The 18,853-nt window shown below is 54.6% G+C and carries 15 protein-coding genes; 5 read left to right on the forward strand and 10 right to left on the reverse strand.

What is annotated here, in order from left to right; translation table 11 throughout:
• Positions 1-37: 37 nt before the first annotated feature.
• Positions 38-1,228, reverse strand: a complete 1,191-nt coding sequence (locus RB2501_RS03395; RefSeq protein ID WP_015753343.1) for a phosphoglycerate kinase — start codon at positions 1,226-1,228, stop codon at positions 38-40.
• A 108-nt stretch (positions 1,229-1,336) separates the two neighbouring features.
• Here RB2501_RS03395 and RB2501_RS03400 point away from each other — a divergent pair, with 108 nt between their 5' ends.
• Complete coding sequence (locus tag RB2501_RS03400; RefSeq protein WP_015753344.1) at positions 1,337-2,503, forward strand: DNA polymerase III subunit; 1,167 nt, start codon at positions 1,337-1,339, stop codon at positions 2,501-2,503.
• Positions 2,500-2,895, forward strand: coding sequence for a hypothetical protein (locus RB2501_RS03405; RefSeq protein WP_015753345.1), 396 nt, complete (start codon positions 2,500-2,502; stop codon positions 2,893-2,895). Before RB2501_RS03400 ends, RB2501_RS03405 begins: the two co-directional genes overlap by 4 nt.
• A 59-nt stretch (positions 2,896-2,954) precedes the next feature.
• Here RB2501_RS03405 and RB2501_RS03410 read toward each other — a convergent pair whose 3' ends face one another.
• The 5 genes from RB2501_RS03410 to RB2501_RS03430 form a co-directional block, all read right to left on the reverse strand.
• Positions 2,955-3,461: an OmpH family outer membrane protein gene (locus RB2501_RS03410; protein WP_015753346.1), complete on the reverse strand. Its 507-nt coding sequence runs from the start codon at positions 3,459-3,461 to the stop codon at positions 2,955-2,957.
• A 281-nt stretch (positions 3,462-3,742) separates the two neighbouring features.
• Positions 3,743-4,600 (reverse strand): class I SAM-dependent methyltransferase, encoded by an 858-nt coding sequence (locus tag RB2501_RS03415; RefSeq protein WP_049764829.1) that lies wholly within the window; start codon positions 4,598-4,600, stop codon positions 3,743-3,745.
• 67 nt (positions 4,601-4,667) lie between these two features.
• Positions 4,668-6,536: a tRNA uridine-5-carboxymethylaminomethyl(34) synthesis enzyme MnmG gene (gene mnmG, locus RB2501_RS03420; protein ID WP_041326939.1), complete on the reverse strand. Its 1,869-nt coding sequence runs from the start codon at positions 6,534-6,536 to the stop codon at positions 4,668-4,670.
• Positions 6,537-6,538: 2 nt separating this feature from the next.
• Positions 6,539-6,961, reverse strand: coding sequence for an rRNA maturation RNase YbeY (gene ybeY, locus RB2501_RS03425; RefSeq protein WP_015753349.1), 423 nt, complete (start codon positions 6,959-6,961; stop codon positions 6,539-6,541).
• Complete coding sequence (locus RB2501_RS03430; protein ID WP_041327455.1) at positions 6,939-10,478, reverse strand: coiled-coil domain-containing protein; 3,540 nt, start codon at positions 10,476-10,478, stop codon at positions 6,939-6,941. The genes ybeY and RB2501_RS03430 overlap by 23 nt, the downstream gene beginning before the upstream one ends.
• 144 nt (positions 10,479-10,622) lie before the next feature.
• Between RB2501_RS03430 and gltX the strand changes: the two genes are divergently transcribed.
• Positions 10,623-12,143 carry a glutamate--tRNA ligase gene (gene gltX, locus RB2501_RS03435; protein ID WP_015753351.1) on the forward strand — a complete coding sequence of 507 codons (1,521 nt, stop codon included), beginning with the start codon at positions 10,623-10,625 and terminating at the stop codon, positions 12,141-12,143.
• Between the two features lie 84 nt (positions 12,144-12,227).
• Positions 12,228-13,157 (forward strand): SPFH domain-containing protein, encoded by a 930-nt coding sequence (locus tag RB2501_RS03440; RefSeq protein ID WP_015753352.1) that lies wholly within the window; start codon positions 12,228-12,230, stop codon positions 13,155-13,157.
• A 171-nt stretch (positions 13,158-13,328) separates the two neighbouring features.
• Here RB2501_RS03440 and RB2501_RS03445 read toward each other — a convergent pair whose 3' ends face one another.
• From RB2501_RS03445 to RB2501_RS03460, 4 genes are all read right to left on the reverse strand, one after another.
• Positions 13,329-13,544 carry a DUF6327 family protein gene (locus RB2501_RS03445; protein WP_015753353.1) on the reverse strand — a complete coding sequence of 72 codons (216 nt, stop codon included), beginning with the start codon at positions 13,542-13,544 and terminating at the stop codon, positions 13,329-13,331.
• Entirely contained in the window at positions 13,537-13,890 is a 354-nt protein-coding gene (locus tag RB2501_RS03450; RefSeq protein WP_015753354.1) for a hypothetical protein, read from the reverse strand. Before RB2501_RS03450 ends, RB2501_RS03445 begins: the two co-directional genes overlap by 8 nt.
• Before the next feature lie 6 nt (positions 13,891-13,896).
• Positions 13,897-14,277 carry a YtxH domain-containing protein gene (locus RB2501_RS03455; RefSeq protein WP_041326942.1) on the reverse strand — a complete coding sequence of 127 codons (381 nt, stop codon included), beginning with the start codon at positions 14,275-14,277 and terminating at the stop codon, positions 13,897-13,899.
• Between the two features lie 340 nt (positions 14,278-14,617).
• Entirely contained in the window at positions 14,618-16,306 is a 1,689-nt protein-coding gene (locus tag RB2501_RS03460; RefSeq protein ID WP_041327457.1) for a glutamine--tRNA ligase/YqeY domain fusion protein, read from the reverse strand.
• Between the two features lie 289 nt (positions 16,307-16,595).
• Here RB2501_RS03460 and RB2501_RS03465 point away from each other — a divergent pair, with 289 nt between their 5' ends.
• Complete coding sequence (locus RB2501_RS03465; protein WP_238528098.1) at positions 16,596-18,848, forward strand: T9SS type B sorting domain-containing protein; 2,253 nt, start codon at positions 16,596-16,598, stop codon at positions 18,846-18,848.
• The last annotated feature ends 5 nt before the right edge of the window (positions 18,849-18,853 follow it).

Consider the following 18,853-nt stretch of genomic DNA (forward strand, 5'->3'; position numbering starts at 1 on the left):
CGTTAAAGTGCGGCAACCCCCCTTTTGGTTGAGGGAACTAGCTGCCCCGAATAGCTGCAATCCCCGGCAGGGTGCGACCTTCCAGGCTTTCCAGCATGGCGCCTCCTCCGGTAGATACATAGCTCACCTTTTCGTCAAAGCCAAATTGCTTCACGGCGGCCACCGAATCGCCCCCTCCGACCAGGGAAAACGCCCCGTTACGCGTAGCCTCGGCTACATAGTTCCCCACGGCAATGGTCCCCTTGGCAAAGTTGGGCATCTCAAATACGCCCACCGGGCCGTTCCAGAGGATGGTCCGGGATTCCAGGATCACTTTCCGGAATCGCTCCAGGGTTTCGGGTCCGGCGTCCAGGCCCTGCCAGCCGTCTTCGATGGCGTCCACAGCCATGATCCGGGACTCCGCATCATTGTCAAAGGCATCGGCTGCCACCACATCCACGGGCAGGTGTACGGCCACCCCTTTGGCCTTCGCTTTCTCCAGGATGGAAAGCGCCAGATCCGTTTTATCCGGCTCGCAAATGGAATCCCCCACGGAGCCTCCCCGGGCCTTGACAAAGGTGTACGTCATCCCGCCCCCGATAATCAGGTGGTCGATCTTGTCGAGGATGTTCTCGATGATGGTGATTTTGGATGAGACCTTGGCACCCCCCAGGATGGCTGTAACCGGTTTTTCGCCGGTTTCCATCACCTTGTCGATAGCTTCAATTTCCCGGGCAAGCAGGTATCCGAAACATTTCTTTTCCGGAAAGAATTCGGCCACCACCGTAGTGGAGGCATGCGGCCGGTGGGCCGTCCCGAAGGCGTCGTTTACATAGATATCCCCCCACTGGGAGAGCTTCCGGGCAAACTCGCGGTCGCCGGCTTCCTCCTCCCCGTGGAACCGCAGGTTTTCCAGCAGGAGGATCTCCCCGCTCTGGAGTGCCTCTACCTCGGCGGCTGCAGAATCCCCGATGCAATCCGATGCGAATTTTACTTCCACCCCGATGATATCGGATACCGTATCGACGATATGGGACAGCGACAGGTCCGGGTTCGGGCTGCCTTTGGGGCGGCCCAGGTGGCTCATCAGTACGGCGCTGCCGCCATCCTCCAGGATTTTGATAATGGTGGGTTTGGCCGCTTCAATACGGTTCGTGTCGGTCACTTGGAAGTCCTCGTTCAGGGGCACGTTGAAATCTACACGTACCAGTGCTTTCTTGTCCTTGAAGTCAAATTTGTCAATCGTCATGGTGTTGCGGTTTATTGGCAGACCCAAAAATAATATATAATGCACGGACCATTTGCCCCCAACCCATTTAATTTCGGGGCCGCGACGCAAAAGTGCTATATTTGGTCCATGCGTTTTGCCGACATTCTGGGGCTTGCCCACCTGAAGAAACACCTGACTTCCAGCGCAGACGGCGGACGGATCCCCCACGCCCAGTTGTTTGTCGGGCCGGAGGGGTGCGGCACCCTCCCGATGGCCGTCGCCTATGCCCGGTATATCCTCTGCGGGAATTCCGGGGGCGAAAACGACGGGCCCAATACCGCCTGCAACTCCAAATGCGAGCGGCTCGCCCACCCGGACCTGCACTTTGCCTTTCCCGTGGCGAATTCGGACACGGTCAAAAGCCACGCTGTGAGCGACCACTACCTGCCCCGCTGGCGGGATTTTGTCCGGGAGCAGCCCTACGGCAACCTTTTTGACTGGTACCGCTTTATCGGGATTGAGAAAAAACAAGGGCAGATCGGCGTGGATGAAGCGCACGACATCGTTAAGAAACTCAGCCTGAAATCCTATGAAGGAGGGTATAAGGTGATGATTGTCTGGATGGCCGAACGGATGAATATCCCGGCGGCTAACAAACTGCTGAAACTCATCGAGGAGCCCGCCCCGAAAACCGTGCTCATATTGATTGCAGAGGACGAAGAACTTCTGTTGCAAACCATCCGGAGCCGGTGCCAGCTGCTGCATTTCCCCCCCCTGCCCGAAGTGGTGATCGCCGACGGCCTGGTGGTCCGGGGCTCCAACCGGGAAGAAGCCACGCAAATTGCCCAGGAGGCCAATGGAAATTTCAACAAGGCGCTGGACCTGTTAAACAAGGACAGCGAGGACCTGGTATTTGAGCGATGGTTTGTGCAATGGACGCGCACGGCTTTCAAGGCCAAAGGAAACAAGGGGGCGGTCCACGAATTGATCCTCTGGAGCGAGGAGGTGGCCAAAACCGGCCGGGAAACGCAAAAGAAATTTCTCTCCTACTGCCTGTCCGTTATCCGGCAAGCCCTGCTGATGAACTACCGGGCGGATGCCCTGGTGTATATGAAGATGCGCCAGCCGGATTTTGACTTGCAGAAGTTTGCGCCTTTCGTGCACGAAAACAATGTGCAACCCATGGTGCGCGAACTGGAATCTGCCCTCTACCACATTGAGCGGAATGGGAATGCCAAGATCATTTTCACGGATTTGTCAATCAAACTGACCCGGCTGCTTCACGCCCGGGCCGCAAACATCCAGGAATCATGAACACGCTATTGGAACACGCTGCCGAAATCCTCATCCTGCTTTTTCTGATCATCACATTTATGCAGAGCGGAATCGATAAGGTAATGGACTGGACGGGCAACCTGAGCTGGCTGCGTTCCCACTTTTCCGAAACCCCTTTACAGGGACTGGTACCTGTCCTTTTGGCTATTGTCCTGATTGCAGAAATGCTGGCGGGGATTCTCTGCGCCGTGGGTCTGGTCCAATTGCTCCTGTACGAATCCGGAAAAATCGCGCTGTTGGGCGCTATTGTTTCCTGCGTGTCCCTGCTGATGCTGCTTTTCGGCCAGCGGCTCGCCAAGGACTACGACGGGGCCAAGACGATAGCGGTTTACTTTATCCCGGCCGTATTCCTGGTCTTCCTGTTACAGTAGATCCCGGCGCCCGGATACCCCCCGGACAGTGGCTGCCCGGGCCCTGATTAAGCAACAGGCTACTGCGTGGCCTGCTCGTTCAGATATTCGAGCACTTTATCTGTAATGTCCTGGCTTTCAGAGCCATACAGAACCGTGCCGCCTTCTCCTCCGGCCAGGATGTACGTGTAGCCATTGTTCTGGCCATACTCCCCAATGCGCTCTTTGACCTCCATGAGGAGGCTATCCATTTTCTGCTGGCCCTGTTGCTGCATGCGCTGCTCCTCCTGTTGCAATTGTGCCCCGATTGCCTGGCCCCGTTGCTGCAAGGCGCCAAATTCCTCCTGGGCTTGTTGCTGGGACATGCTCTTGGTTTTGTTCTGGAGGCTTTGTGCTTCAATCTGGAAGGCCTGGGAAATACTGTCGCGGCGTTGGGCAAAGGCTTCTGCACGGGAATTGTAAGTAGCTTCCAGATCCTTCTTTTTGCTGTAGCCGTCCAGTAGTGTCGCATAATCTACGTAGGCTACTTTATTTTGCTGGCAACTGCTCAAGATTATGGCGGCTGCCAAAAGAATTACTTTTTTCATGTGTACCTGATTTTTTAGGTGCGGGGCAAAAATAGGGGATTTGGGCCTTTCGTCGAACCTCCATCCAATTTATCTTTTTGCATGGAGGCCATACCGATTTGTAATGCGGCCCCCCGATGGAGGAAGCGGTTTGGGCTGCTATAGACGTACGCTATGCTGTTTTTGCGTTTTCATATCCTGAGTCTATTTAGAAGTTGGGCTTTTTAAAGCCTTTGAGAGCATTTAACAGCCTGCGTGAACCCCATGGGTGTCTGCCGTTGTTTTGAGCCCGTAAAAGGGCGCTATGGCCCTGAGTTGCCTGACGGCCCCCTCCTTCCCAACACATAGACCACGGAGGAAGGTTCCCGGGTAAACAGGGCTCCCAGGTTTGAAGTGAGCCCTTTCCATGGAGCCACCAGCGCCGCCCAGCGGTTGGCCTTGTATTTTTCCGATAGCCAGGACACATAAAAGGCGTCCAGCCACATCGGTCGCATAGCGATACACTCCAGCCCGTATGTGCCGAAAAGATCTTTTACGGAATGCTTTGAAAAATGCCAGAGATGCCTGGGCACGTCGTAGGCTGCCCAGTATTCCCGATAGTGGCGGGCATCCCAGGAACGGTGGTTGGGCAGGGCCAGGATCAGTCGTCCATCTGGCTTTAGTCGATTGAGTAAATTGGAAATGGTTGCTTCCAGATCGGGGATATGCTCCAGTACGTGCCAGAGCACAATCGCGTCATTGGCAGCTGCGGGCACTTCGTGCAACTTCTCAAATACTTTGAGTTTTTTCTGCAAGGCACGATGTCTGGCTCCCCTATTTGGCTCTACCCCGCTCACGCTCCAGTGGCGGGAAGCAACCTGTAAAAAGTCTCCCTGTCCCGTACCAATCTCCAGTATCTCCCCTCCGGCGGGGACGAATTTTGCCACCAACCGGACCTTCCAATTTACGTTCCATGCCCGGGCCAATTGATACAATCGGCCAAACAGCGTTTCCGGACGATCACGATGTGAAAGGTAGTCTCGGGATTCGTAGTAGCGCGTCAGGTCCTCGGGTACGGGATGAGTCATCAGCAGGCCGTGTATTTTGTCATGCCGGTGCAGTTGGAATTCCTCCCCGCTCACCATATAGTCCCTGGTGGTCAAAACTGGATCCTGGAGCATCGAGGGGGGTTTCGTTGAATTTTCGGCCATCATTTACGCGTTCTTGTCCGGATTGTTCCACGTGGAACTATCGATTCAAAAAAACCATCAGGACGCTGATGTCGCTTGGGGATACCCCGCTTACCCGCGAGGCCTGTGAGAGGGTTGCGGGACGGATCCGGCCGAGTTTTTCCCGGGCTTCGTAGGAGAGCGATTTTACCTGACTATAATCAAAACCTTCCGGTATCTTAACATTCTCGAGGCGCTGCAATTTATCTGCATTGTTCTTTTCCTTTTCGATATATCCGGAATATTTCACCTCAATTTCAGCCTGCTCAAGCACTTCCTGACCCAGTTGGTTCTCCCGAACATATTCCGATACACTCTCCAGTTGCATCATATGCTCCATTTGCACCTGAGGCCTGGAAAACACCTTGAATAATTTATCGCCCTGATCCACATTTTTCGATCCGACAGTTTCCAGGATGGGGTTGATTTCTTCCGGGACAAAGCTGGTCTTTTTAAAGAACCCGACCAAATCCTGGGATTGGGCCTTCTTCTGCTCCACTGCCCGCATGCGCTCTTCGCTTGCCAGGCCCATCCGAAAGGACTTCTCCGTAAGCCGCAGATCCGCATTGTCCTGTCGCAATAAAGTGCGGTACTCCGCACGACTCGTAAACATCCGGTAGGGTTCTTCCGTGCCCTTGGTAATCAGGTCGTCGATCAGTACCCCGATATACGCTTCGTCCCGCCGCAGAATAAACGGCTCCTTTTCATTTAATTTCAAGTGGGCATTGATCCCCGCCATCAAACCCTGGGAAGCGGCTTCTTCATACCCCGTTGTGCCGTTGATCTGCCCGGCGAAATACAAATTCTCAATGAGCTTCGTCTCCAGGGTATGCCGTAACTGGGTGGGGGGAAAATAGTCGTACTCAATGGCATAACCCGGACGGAAAAACTTCACGTTTTCGAATCCCGCCACTGAACGCAGCGCACGGAACTGGACGTCCTCCGGCAGGGAAGTTGAGAAGCCGTTTACATAGACCTCAACGGTATCCCACCCCTCCGGTTCCACAAACAATTGGTGCCGGTCTTTATCCTTAAACCGGTGGATTTTATCTTCAATTGAGGGGCAATACCTCGGGCCGATGCTTTGGATGCGACCATTAAACATCGGGCTCCGGTCAAACCCCTCCATTAATAATTCATGTACCTCCGGACTCGTATACGTCATATGACATTCCCTTTGCCTTGTAAGTTTAGGAGTGTCCAGATACGAGAAACGACCCGGCTCTGCATCGCCTGGCTGGGGGATCATCTTAGAAAAATCAAGGCTCCTGCCGTCCACGCGAGGCGGCGTGCCTGTTTTCATACGGCCGGTATCAAAGCCCATTTCTGCAAGCTGCTCGGTGATGCCCCGGGCGGCGCGCTCCCCCGCCCGACCGCCTCCGAATTGCTTTTCGCCTATATGGATTAATCCGTTCAGAAAAGTTCCGTTGGTAAGAACCACGCTCCGGCCACGGATTTCCAACCCGAGAGAGGTACGCACCCCAACCACCCGATCTTCCGAAACGATCAGATCACTGACCATTTCCTGGTAAAAATCGAGGTGCTGGGTACGTTCCAGCGACAACCGCCATTCTTCTGCAAACCGCATCCGATCATTCTGGGTGCGGGGACTCCACATGGCCGGTCCTTTGGATTTGTTCAGCATTTTAAACTGTATGGCCGACCGGTCGGATACGATACCACTGTAGCCTCCCAGAGCGTCAATTTCCCGGACAATCTGACCCTTGGCAATGCCACCCATGGCAGGGTTGCAGGACATCTGTCCAATGGTCTGAAGGTTCATGGTAACCAGCAGGGTTTTTGAGCCCAGGTTAGCTGCAGCAGCCGCAGCCTCGCATCCGGCGTGACCTCCACCTACTACTATTACATCGTACTCTTCCGTAAACATACTCATTGTTTCACGTGGAACATTCGCAGGCAGGCAGACTCTTCCTGCCGCATAATTTCCTTTTCCTTCTCCGTACTGTCGCCGAAACCAATCAAATGCAAAACCCCGTGGATCATCACGCGTGCGAGTTCTTCCTCAAATGGTACGCAATACGTTTTGGCATTATCCCGGATTCGATCTATTGAAATAAAAATATCTCCGCTAACGCCATCTTCCAGGTCGTTCTCGAAGGTGAGGATGTCTGTGTAATAATCGTGACCCAGATATTTATGATTCATCTCCAGCAAATAATCATCCGAACAAAAAACGAATTGCAGTTCCCCGGGTGTTAGTTCCCTGGATTTCAAGACATTAATAATCCATTCGGTATATTTGGCCGGATTGGGCAGGGAAAAATCCGTTTCACTGTGGTAATCGATCCTCATCCTGGAAATACGCCTTAATTTTGTTCTTGTAAATGCGGCGCAAAGGTAATACTTGCCTGTTTAATATTTCAACGTTTTCACCCTCATTTTCAAATACTTCTGGCCGGGTGGTAATTGGGTTCATATAGGTCCTGGTACTTGTCCGGCTTTCCCGTTCTTCTTTTTCCCCTTGTTGAAAGGAGGCATTTTCCAGCTTCATCAATTGCTGCTGGATTCGGTTCATTCGGTCTGCTGTCCGGGTAGTGACGCCGTTTCGTAATATTTCTTCCTCGAATTGTTCCATTTCACGTGCAATTCGTTGTGCCAATTCCCTGTCTGAATTATCGATCATGTCCTGTAATTGCTCTTCGAGACGGTTGCGGATAATCTGCTGCTGCTTATAGATTTCAAACAATTCCTGATAGCTCATTTCATCCCCGTTAGAACCACCGGTTCCTTCGCCGTTCTCCCCCCCGGAACCCTGACCATCTTGCCCATCCTGGCCCTGGTTTTGTCCCTGTCCTTTTCCATTCTCTCCGTTACCCTGGCCTTGTTCCCCGGAGCCCTCCTGACCTCCCTGGCCTTGCTGGCCTTGTTGGCCCTGGGATCCTTCGCCCTGTCCTTCGCTTCCCTGTTCGCCTTGTTCACCCTGTCCGGATTCGCCAGATGATTCCCCTTGGTTCCCCTGGCTGCCTTCCTCGGAATTGCCTTCCTGAGACCCTTGCATCCGTTGACGGAGTTCTTCCTGGCTCTGGATAATATCCGGAAGCTGAAAGTCGCTGCCTGAACCCTCTCCTTTTCCCGGCATCATTGATTGTTGCATGGATTCGAGCATTTCGGCAAGCATGGAAGCCAACTCATTGGCAGCAGTAATTACATATTGCTGATAGGAGGCGCCCCGGTACCATTGATTCTCGCTCAGGCTTTCAAGGCCCTTGTCTACGTTGTAATACACTTCAGCTATCTGTTTATTCACCTGTTCTGAAATCTGGGGTTGGCGTAGCGAGAGGGCAAACAAACTGTCATCCACATGCTCGAAGAGCTTCCTGAGCTCCTGTTGCTGCCGTATATCCCCGCTAAGTGAGGCGGCACCTTCTTCGAGTTTCTGTACGGCGTCGTAAAGCGTCTCCTGCTTAAAAGAAAAGACCACCAGGTTATCAAGGATCTGGCGCAACATCTCGGCGTCTTCCGCTGTGGATTCGCTCCCACCTCCCGAAGCGGCCGATTGCTGAAGCGCTTCGGACAATTCCCGGATCTTCCGGGCAGCAGCCTTCTGTTTCTTACGCGTACTGGCCGCTTCGGATTGCTGATCTCTTGTTTCCGAAGTTTCCGGCGCATGAAGCTTTTCCAATAATTCCTGTGCATCCTTCTGGTCCTGAGAAGCTCCTTCCTCCTTCTGTGTATCCCGCTTCCATGGGAGGGGTTGCTTCAGGTCCTGGTTGTTTTTCTCGAGTTCCGACAATTCCCTGCGCAAACTGTCGAATTCTTTACGGAGTTTATCCTGTTGTTCCGCGGAGAAATTTTCCATCATGTTCTCCAGCTCCGAGAGGATATCCTGCCGTTCTGCAAGCTCTTTCAGTTGTGCAGCCAGCTGCCGCGACTTTTCCTGCACATAATACCGTTTGGTAAGCTCCAGCAATTGTTCCATGCTGCGCCGGTTGCCCTCCTGCCGTTTGCCGATTTCCTCCATGCGCTCCCTCAGGGCGTCCTTGTCCAGTTGGTCCAGGACCTTCTGCATCTCCTCCATCAATTGGGCATTTTTCCTCGCTTCAATTTCCTGCCGTTCCAGGCGTTCCTGGAGCAATTCCCGGAAGGGATCCTTTTTGGCTTCTTCGGACTCGAGGTTCTCGCCGAGCTCCTTGCTGAATTTTTCCATCAGCCGTTCCTGCTTCAGCTGTCTGTTGAGTACGTCCTTGAGTTTCTGCTGGTCGTTGAATTCAAGATTGCGCTTCTCCTGTTGTTCCTTTCGAAAGGCATCCAATTCCTCTTGCAGCTTTTCCTGGGTCTCCCGGGTTTTCCCCAACCCGTCAAGAAGGGAATTCTGATAGTCCAGTTGCTGATCCCGCAACTCCTCAGGAGTATACTGGGTAAGCCTGAACGCTTCGCTTTCACGAACCTTACCGCCCCGCAATCCGTCGTTGTCGCGGATGCGGAACTGTACGATGTAATCCGTTCCGCTTTCCAGATTCAATCCGGATGGAAATGTGTAGTAAAAAGTATGATAGGTTCCTCCCGGCACATCGAGATCCACTTCCCGTACAGCCTCCTCGTCCCCTTCCGGGTAACAGATAACGGTTAGCTTCCCCAGGCCGTAATCATCGGAAACCTCCCCTGAAAAATAGGCCAGGTTCGGTTCCAGGGAGTCCCGCACCATCCGCGCACGGATGTCCGGAAACTCATCCCGGATCACCTCAATTCGATATCTGAGCTTATCGTATCCCGATACATCCCGGTTGGACGTGCTGAGCATATAATCCGTGGGCCGGAAAACGCGACGTGCAAGCGAAAAGGTATTTCCCTCCCGTGCCGCAAACAGTACTGTGTCCTTATCTTCATACCGGACGGTATCTGTGTGTACAGTAGCGATATTCCAGCGAATTCGCGTGCCCTCGGGCACAGTGATACTGCCGGTTCCCTGGACTTGTTGTCCGGTTCGCTGCAGATAGGCCGGGAATTCCAGCTCCATACCAAACCGGTCTATTACCGGCACGCGAACCACCTCCAGCCGGTAGGCCGGGGATTGCACCTCGTTGGCCTCAAAGTAGAGATCCATGTTCTCCAATGGCGGGCGAAAGGTGTATTCGAAATGTGTGGCCTTGTCTTCCATTAATAGGCGGCGCCCCCCGGCAACCAATTCCACGGTTTCAGGCTGCACGTCCCCCACAGTGCGCACCTTCAGGGTAAACGCCTGATTCTCCCGCGACCTGAGTTCCGGGTTGACCAGGTGGAAAGCGAATGGAGCGGGGGGTTCGTAGGCCGTTCTGTAATCGACGACCCGCTGGTAGGAATCCAAAAAATCCAACCCTTTGCCGGTGAGCCATAGCGCCCCGATAAACAACAAAGGGAGCACGGCATAACGCGCATAGCGCCATCCGTCCTGCATACGAACGGCACTGGCAAAAGGCACGTGTTTCAGGTTGCGGGAGCGCTGTTCGATACTGGCGAGGAGCAATTCGGACTGACCCGGGTTCTCGGCGAGCTCCAACAGGTTATACAACCGGTCGCCTACCTCGGGGAAATGCCGGCCGATCATGGAAGAGCCCTCTTTATAACTGAGACCGCGCTGTAAACGGAACAACTGCAGAACCGGTTGTACCAGGTACCGGAAAAACAGAAACAGCTCAATGCCCACCAACGCCCAGAACAGGATCCTGCGCAATCCGCTTCCCATCCACAACAGGTACTCCAGGCCGCTGACCAGCAGCAGGAGGAGCCCGCCGAAAAACAGGAACAGGAAAGTGCCTTTGAGCAACTGCCGCAGGTAGTAGCGCGTCAGGAACTTCTCCAGTTTCCCGATAATGAGTTGATACGGTTCCAAAAAGCCAATCTTTACCACCAAGATAGGCAGCTTCCGGGAATACGGGGACTAAAATCATGTTAAAAGGCCGGCGGGGCCCGGTCTGTAAGCTTCGCTTGTCATCCGGTCCGGCCTGCCTATCTTTGCAATTCAAATTCCAATCTGATGAAACAACCCGTCCGCGTCCGTTTTGCCCCGAGCCCGACCGGCCCTCTGCACATCGGCGGTGTCCGCACGGCTCTATTCAATTATTTGTTTGCCAAAAAACACGGGGGGGATTTTATCCTGCGGATTGAGGATACCGACCAGAACCGCTTTGTAAAAGGGGCGGAAGAATATATCGTGGAATCCCTGGAGTGGCTCGGCATCCCCTTTGATGAAGGCCCCGGGAAAGAAGGGGGCTATGGGCCCTACCGCCAGAGTGAGCGCAAGGACCGCTATCGGGAATTTGCCGAACAGCTCGTGCAATCCGGCTGGGCGTATTACGCCTTTGACCGGCCGGAGGCACTGGATGCCCATCGGGCCGATCACGAAAAAAAGGGGAAGACCTTCATCTACAACTGGCACAACCGGGAAAAACTGGACAATTCCCTGGGCATGTCCCCGGAGGCCCTCCAATTCCGCCTGGATGCCGAGGACCCGTATGTTATCCGGTTCCAATGGCCCAAAGATCAGACCCTTGAATTCCAGGACCTGATCCGGGGCGACATCCGCATCGACACAAACACCCTGGACGACAAGGTACTTTTCAAAAGCGACGGGATGCCCACCTACCACCTGGCGAATATCGTGGACGACCACCTGATGGAAATTACCCATGTAATCCGCGGGGAGGAGTGGTTGCCGTCCCTGGCACTGCACATTCAACTTTACCGGGCCTTTGGTTGGGAAGCCCCCCAATTCGCCCACCTGCCCCTGATCATGAAACCGACGGGGAAAGGCAAGCTCAGTAAACGGGACGGGGAAAAAATGGGATTCCCGGTTTTTCCCCTGGAATGGAAAGACTCGGCCGGATACCGGGAATCCGGCTATTTTCCGGAGGCAGTCCTGAACTTCCTGGCTTTATTGGGGTGGAACCCCGGCACGGAACAGGAGCTCTTTTCCCTGGAAGAGCTCATCGAGGCCTTTGACCTGGAGCGCGTCAACAAGTCCGGGGCGCGGTTTGATCCGGACAAAACCCGATGGTACAACCACCAGTACCTGCAGCAGAAATCCCCGGCTGAGCTCGTGCCGGAATTCCGCAGGGTTCTGGAGGGCCGCCATCCGTTTCCGGACAGCCTGGAAGACGCCTACCTGGAACGGGTAGTTGCCCTGTTGCGGGAACGGGCGGACTTCCTCAAGGACATCTGGGAACAGGGCTCGTATTTCTTCAGACAGCCGGAAGCCTACGATGAAAAGGCCGTCCGCAAGCAATGGAAGGAGGGTACGCCCCAGGTGATGGCCCGACTGGCCGATTTACTCGAAACCCGGGACGACTTTTCTTCGGAACACCTGGAAACCTCCGTAAAAGATTGGATCGGTGCGTCCGGGCTGTCTTTCGGACAGGTCATGCCGCCCTTGCGCCTGGTCCTGGTCGGCGCCATGCAGGGCCCCCACCTGTTCGACATCATGGGCCTTATCGGGAAGGATGAAACCGTCGGGCGGATCCGCCTGGCCATCGACCGTCTCGGCGGGAGCCCGAAATAGCACACCGCTGTAACAATTCCCGGGAAATTGCGACCTATAAGGACGATACTTTCGTATTTTCACGAACCCTTAGCAACGCACACTATGATCGCATCATTCCTTTGGATACCCTTCCTGTTCCTGGGGCTGGTTATCCTCTTCAGCTCTTTCTTTATCGTCAAACAGCAAACGGCCGTTATCGTCGAGCGGTTCGGCCGGTTCCAGAGTATCCGGAATTCCGGCCTGCAGATGAAAATCCCGATTGTTGACCGGATTTCGGGCCGCCTCAGCCTGAAGATCCAGCAGCTCGATGTAATTGTGGAAACAAAAACACGGGACGATGTGTTTGTCAAGCTCAAGGTATCCGTTCAGTATGTGGTGATCCGGGACAAGGTGTACGAAGCCTTCTACAAGCTGGAATACCCACACGAGCAGATTACTTCCTATGTATTTGACGTGGTTCGGGCAGAGGTGCCCAAGATGAAGCTGGATGACGTTTTTGTGAAGAAGGACGACATCGCCATTGCGGTGAAGGCTGAATTGCAGGACGCCATGCTCGATTACGGGTACGACATTATCAAGACGCTTGTCACAGATATCGACCCGGACGCCCAGGTAAAAGCCGCCATGAACCGGATAAACGCTTCGGAGCGGGAGAAGATTGCCGCCCAGTTCGAAGGGGATGCCGCCCGCATCCTCATCGTGGAAAAGGCCAAGGCCGAGGCGGAGAGCAAACGGCTGCAGGGACAGGGGATCGCCGATCAGCGAAGGGAAATTGCCAGGGGCCTCGAGGAGTCCGTGGAGGTCCTGAACAAGGTGGGCATCAATTCCCAGGAAGCATCGGCCCTGATTGTGGTTACCCAGCATTACGACACCTTGCAGGCCATCGGGGAGGAAACCAATACGAATCTGATCCTCCTGCCGAATTCGCCCCAGGCAGGCAGCGATATGCTCAACAATATGGTGGCCAGCTTTACAGCCAGCAACCAGATTGGGGAGGCGATGAAAAAACAGAACAAGGACAAAAAGGAGTAGGTGCAGCCGGCTCCGGTAGCAGGCTCCCGGAGTTTCCCAAACTTACCCGGAATTTCCCGGGCCATGCGTAAAACGAAAAACCCCGGCCAATGCCGGGGTTGTTTTTTGATTTCAGGCCTGATGTGACTGCCTAAAGACCTTGCCGTAGTGCAGGTCTCCGCAACCGGCGTCTTACCGGCTGAACTTCTGCAGCAACTTTTTCGCCAGAAGGGAGATGGCCAATTTCTGGATGATACCCGTAACCCCCCCCAGCAATTGGGTAGGGTAGAGGCTCTTGCGAGCTTCTGTATAGGAAAGTTTCAGGTTTTCCACCGCAATCTCCTGCTTCAGACGCATAATTTTCAGGTCCTTATCGATCTGTTCAAAAGAGGTATAGCGCTTACTCATCTTCTTCGTAAAAATATTCAGAGAACTTCCGCAGGATGGGGGCGTTCATGGAATCCTTCAGCAGGTAGGCCAGGAGGAACACAACCAGGTATGCCCCGGCCACAATCAGGAACCCGGTGGACAATGAGTCCATCCGCTCCCCGATGGCGTAAGCGCCGGCAACTGAAAGAAATATCAGGGTAAGCAACAGGATAAAGCCCAAAACAAACCCTTTGGCCAGGTAGAGAAAGCTGCGCATGGCGAGCTTAAAGGCCTTGAGTTTATAGTATTCGGCACTGGCCTGCCCGTATTCCTTCAGGTCGCGCTCGGCTTCAGCGGCGCGTTCTTTTAATTCGTCAAAAGCCATTCAGGGCTATGATTTGGCGGCTACTTTCGGTTTTCCGGCTGTTTCTATTACCGCGTCTTTCTGGTACTTGGCGTTCTTCTTTTTCAAATCTGCCAGTTTGTGTTCCAGGGTTTCGATAATATCGTCCGCCTTATAACTCATGGTGGAGATGGTATCCTCCAGGCGCCGCTCGAAATCTTCTTTCTTGGCCTCGGCCGTGCGGCTCAGCTCTTCAGTGGCCCGGGATACCCGAACCGAGATGTCGTCCTTGGCCTGATTGGCCTTTTTCTTGATTTTCTTTCTTGTTTTTGATCCTTTGTCCGGGGCGTAAAGTATGCCTACACCCGCTCCAATTGCCGCTCCTGTCAGAAGCGCCAAGAGTACAGATCCAGTATCGTTAGATGCCATAATTTGAAATTTGAAGTTAAACTTAGTTTTTGATCGGTTACGATCGGTCATAAATAGTATAGTGCAATTTCGTCAGAATATGCGTTAACAGGTCGTTAATTCGGGGGCTGTGCAGGTTTTGAGCACGGTTTTGATCCGGGGGAGCAAAAATACCGGGCAAAAAACGGTCTGTTGGAACTAAAACGGCCTGCGGACGCGTGTAAGGGCTTCGATGCGGCCGGGCAGTCCGGGAATATGCACCGCCCTCCGATCGGTCCTTAAAAAGGGCCTGATACAGGCGATCTAGATAGAATATACCGATTGATACAATCGCAGGGATAAGCGCCTTCTATGGCCCTGACTAGCCCTCCTTTTGTTCGATTTTGGCCCAGGTATCCCGGAGGGTCACCGTCCGGTTGAAAACGAGCCGGTCCTCCGAAGAGTCCGGGTCCACGCAAAAATAGCCGAGGCGCTGAAACTGGAAACGCTCTCCCGGTTGCGCACCGGCCAGGCCGGGTTCGATCCGGGCCTCCACTACTTCCAGAGAATCCGGGTTCAGGAATTCCATAAAATCCCGGTCTTTATGCTGGTCCGGGGTCGCATCCGTAAAAAGGCGGTCGTACAGCCGGACTTCGGCCCGGTGGGCGTGCTCGGCCGACACCCAATGCAGGGTGCCCTTCACCTTCCGCCGGCTTTCCTCCGTACCGCTGCCGCTGCGGCTTTTGGGGTCGTACGTGCAATGTATTTCGGTGATTGTACCGGATGCATCCTTTACCGCCTGCTCCGCCTTGATGATATACCCGCTCTTGAGACGGACCTCGCCCCCGAGCTTCAGGCGGAAAAATTTCCGGTTGGCCTGTTCCCGGAAGTCTTCCCGCTCAATATAGAGCTCCCGCGAAAATGGAATTTCCCGCGTGCCGGCTCCCGGATCTTCCGGGTTGTTTTCCGTCTCCAGCCATTCGGTTTCCCCTTCCGGGTAATTGGTCAGCACCACCTTCACCGGGTCCAGAACAGCCATGACCCGGGGGGCAATCTGGTTTAGGTGTTCGCGCATATGGAAATCCAGCAGCGCCACATCCACCACATTGTCCCGTTTGGCAATCCCGATGGTATCCGCAAAATTCCGGATGGCTTCCGGGGTGCATCCCCTGCGCCGGAGTCCGGATATGGTCGGCATGCGCGGGTCGTCCCAACCCGATACATGGCCGCCTTCCACCAGCTGGAGCAGTTTGCGCTTGCTAACGACCGTGTGGCTCAGGTTTCGGCGGGCAAATTCCCGTTGCTTCGGCCGCAACTTCCCCGCTTCGGTCACTGCGTCGAGAAACCAGTCGTACAGCGGCCGGTGGGGCTTGAACTCCAGGGTGCAGAGCGAATGGGATACCTGTTCAATGTAATCGCTTTCCCCATGGGTCCAATCGTAGAGCGGATAAATACACCAATCGGTATTTGTGCGGTGGTGGGCCCGATGCAGGATTCGGTACATCACCGGGTCGCGCATCAGCATATTTGGGGAAGCCATGTCAATTTTAGCGCGCAACACATGTGCGCCGGCCTCGAACTTCCCGTCCTTCATGCCCCGAAATAGTTCTAAATTCTCAGATACCGATCGGTTTCTGTGCGGGCTGTTCGTGCCAGGTTCCGTGGGCGTCCCCTTCTGGGCGGCGATTTCCTCAGAGCTCTGGCTGTCTACATACGCCTTGCCCTGGCGGATCAGGTCCTCCGCCCAATCGTAAAGTTGCTGGAAATAATCGGAGGCATAGCGCTCTTCCGCCCACTCAAATCCCAGCCAGGAAACGTCCCGTTTGATGGCGTCCACGTATTCCGCTTCCTCTTTGGCCGGGTTGGTGTCGTCAAAACGCAGGTTTACCGGGGCATCATAGCGCAGGCCCAGGCCGAAATTCAGGCAGATGGAACTCGCGTGGCCTATATGCAGGTAACCGTTGGGTTCCGGGGGAAACCGGAAGCGCAGCTGGTCTTTGGGAAATCCCGAGGCGAGATCGTCCTCGATGATATGCTCAATAAAATTCAGCGATCGGGAATCGGCTGTCATGTATGGGAATTTAAGGCCGTAAAGGTAGAAAAAATGCTGTTCATCGATGCTGATAAATCCCTTATCCGCAAGCCATTCATACAAATACAGTGATTTCACAACATATATGGTCGATGCGACAACAATAAATTCCCTATGGGCGGGCTTACAGCCATATTTGTTAGACAATGTTTGGTTGCGGTGGCCTGCCACCTGCTCAAATTGGAGCGGGGAACGGCATGGGCAGGGCGCCGGAGCAACCAGGCAAAGTAGGGCATAACCAAGTCGTTAACCAGTAAAAAGGAGTGTCATGAACCTAAAATTACGTATCACCGCAGCCCTACTGTGGGGATTGATGTGCGCCCAGGCCGGGTACGCACAGATTCTCAATGCCCCCGAAGCCGCCCCAAACCAAACCCCGCCACCGGGAACCAACCCCTGGACCGCAGCCTGCGCCTCCGGATCCTTCAACGATTATTGGGCCAATTTCACCTGGAGTCCGCCCCTGGTGAATGCCGACAACGAATTTATCCTGGAGCTCTCCGACGCTTCCGGGGACTTTTCAGGCGCCCGGGAACTCGCCCGGGTGGATGACATGAATACCACATTTGACTTTTATTTCCAGTTCTCTTTGCCAACCGATACACAGGGCGAGGGTTATCGCATGCGCGTACGCAGTACAAGCCCCGCGATGACCAGCCCTGCGTCGGTTGCATACCCCATGTATTATCTGGGTGTCAACAGCGGGATCAATATCCGCCCGCAGGGACAGGCCGATATGGGTGACGGCACCGCACAGGTGTGCGACGGCAATTCGATTACCCTGGAAGTATACAATGTAACCAATCCGGATACCTATCAGTATAACTGGTACCGCAGCGGCACGCTCCTGGCCGATAAGGGCTCCAGCATTACCGTGACCCAGGGGGGTATGTACAACGCCGAAATCGACTACGGATCCTGTTCGGGGTCCGGGAACACGTTGTCGAACCTGATTGACGTGACCAGCGGCAGCAGCCTGGGGATTGCCATCAACCCCCCGGCCAAGAACGCCCTCTGCCCGGGTGAAACCATGGACCTGACCGCGAATATCACCGGCCAGGGCCTCACCTATACCTGGTTCCGGGACGGCAACCCGATCACCCCGCCTACAGTAAATGACGACACGTATACGGTTGATGCCGGTATCGCCGGGTTTGAAGGGGATTATTCCGTGGAAATCTTTGGGGACGGTGCCTGCGTGGAACAATCCGCAACCGTAACCATTACGAATGCCGGCAACTTCACCGTAACCCGGACGAATCCGGCAACCGTAATGGTGTTGCCGGGCCAGACCCAGGACCTGTCTATTACGACGGACGCCTCCGGGGCCGATATCCAGTGGTACCGCAATGGCAGCCCGGTTTCCGGGGCTACCGCAACAACCCTGACGGTTTCCGAGTCGGATACCGGAAACTATTTTGCCCGTGTATCCCTGACCGGCGGAGCCTGTTCGGCAACTTCCATCGACTCGGACCCCACCTCCGTGGTGGTGCCCGCCTCCCTGGAAATGGACATTGCCTACAGCGGGGCCTACGCCGCCTGTACAAATACCGACATCGTGCTGGAGGTGTCCGCCATCCGCGCCCTGGACGGTAGCGGCGGCAGCACGGACGTGACGGCCGACCTGATGGCCGACCTGGCCTTCCAGTGGTACCGCGACGGAACGGCAATCAGCGGTTCTACCGCATCTGCCATCAGCCTGGCCGATATCTCGGAAAACGGATCCTACCATGTGGAAGGGAGTATTTCCTCCTATTCGCCCGCATCCAATACGCTGAGCGTCCAACTGCGGGTAGACGAACTCATTACTATTTCGGGCAGCGAGACCACTGTATGCGGCCCGTCCGATCCCGTTACCATCAGCACCACTACCGACCTGACCGGGTCGAGTTTTGACTGGTTCCGCGACGGGGTCAACCTGAACCTGACCACCCCGTCCATCGATGCCACCACCCCCGGCACCTACCAGCTGGTGGTGATGCGCAGCGGCTGCCCGGTGCCGTCCAACAACCTGGTTCTCAACAGCCTGGACGAAAACCTGATTACCCTGGACCCCGGAACGGATATCCGAATCCCGGAAGGCAGCGCCCGTACGGTTACGGCCTCCGGAGGGGAGACCTACCGCTGGATGGACAGTAACAATATTGAAATCAGCAGTACGTCTTCCTATTCCTTTACGGAAGCGGGTGATTACCTGCTGATTGCCACCATCGGCGGATGCGAAGTGGCCCGGTCGGTGACCGTTTCCTACCTGGACACGTTCCGGGTGCCGAATGTGATTTCGGTGAACGGGGACGGCATCAACGACCAGTGGGTTATCCCGAATACCTATTCCAACCGCCCGGAGGTGAATGTGATTATTTACAACGAAAAAGGCGAGGAGGTACTGAATGAAAACAGCTACCAGAACAACTGGCCCTCCTCTGCCTCCAGCTTCCCGAAACAGAACATGGTGTTCTATTACAAGATCCGGGATGCTGAAAAAGTCCTGAAACAAGGTACCATTACCGTAATACGCTAACCCGA

This window comes from Robiginitalea biformata HTCC2501 (assembly GCF_000024125.1).
GTDB lineage: Bacteria > Bacteroidota > Bacteroidia > Flavobacteriales > Flavobacteriaceae > Robiginitalea > Robiginitalea biformata.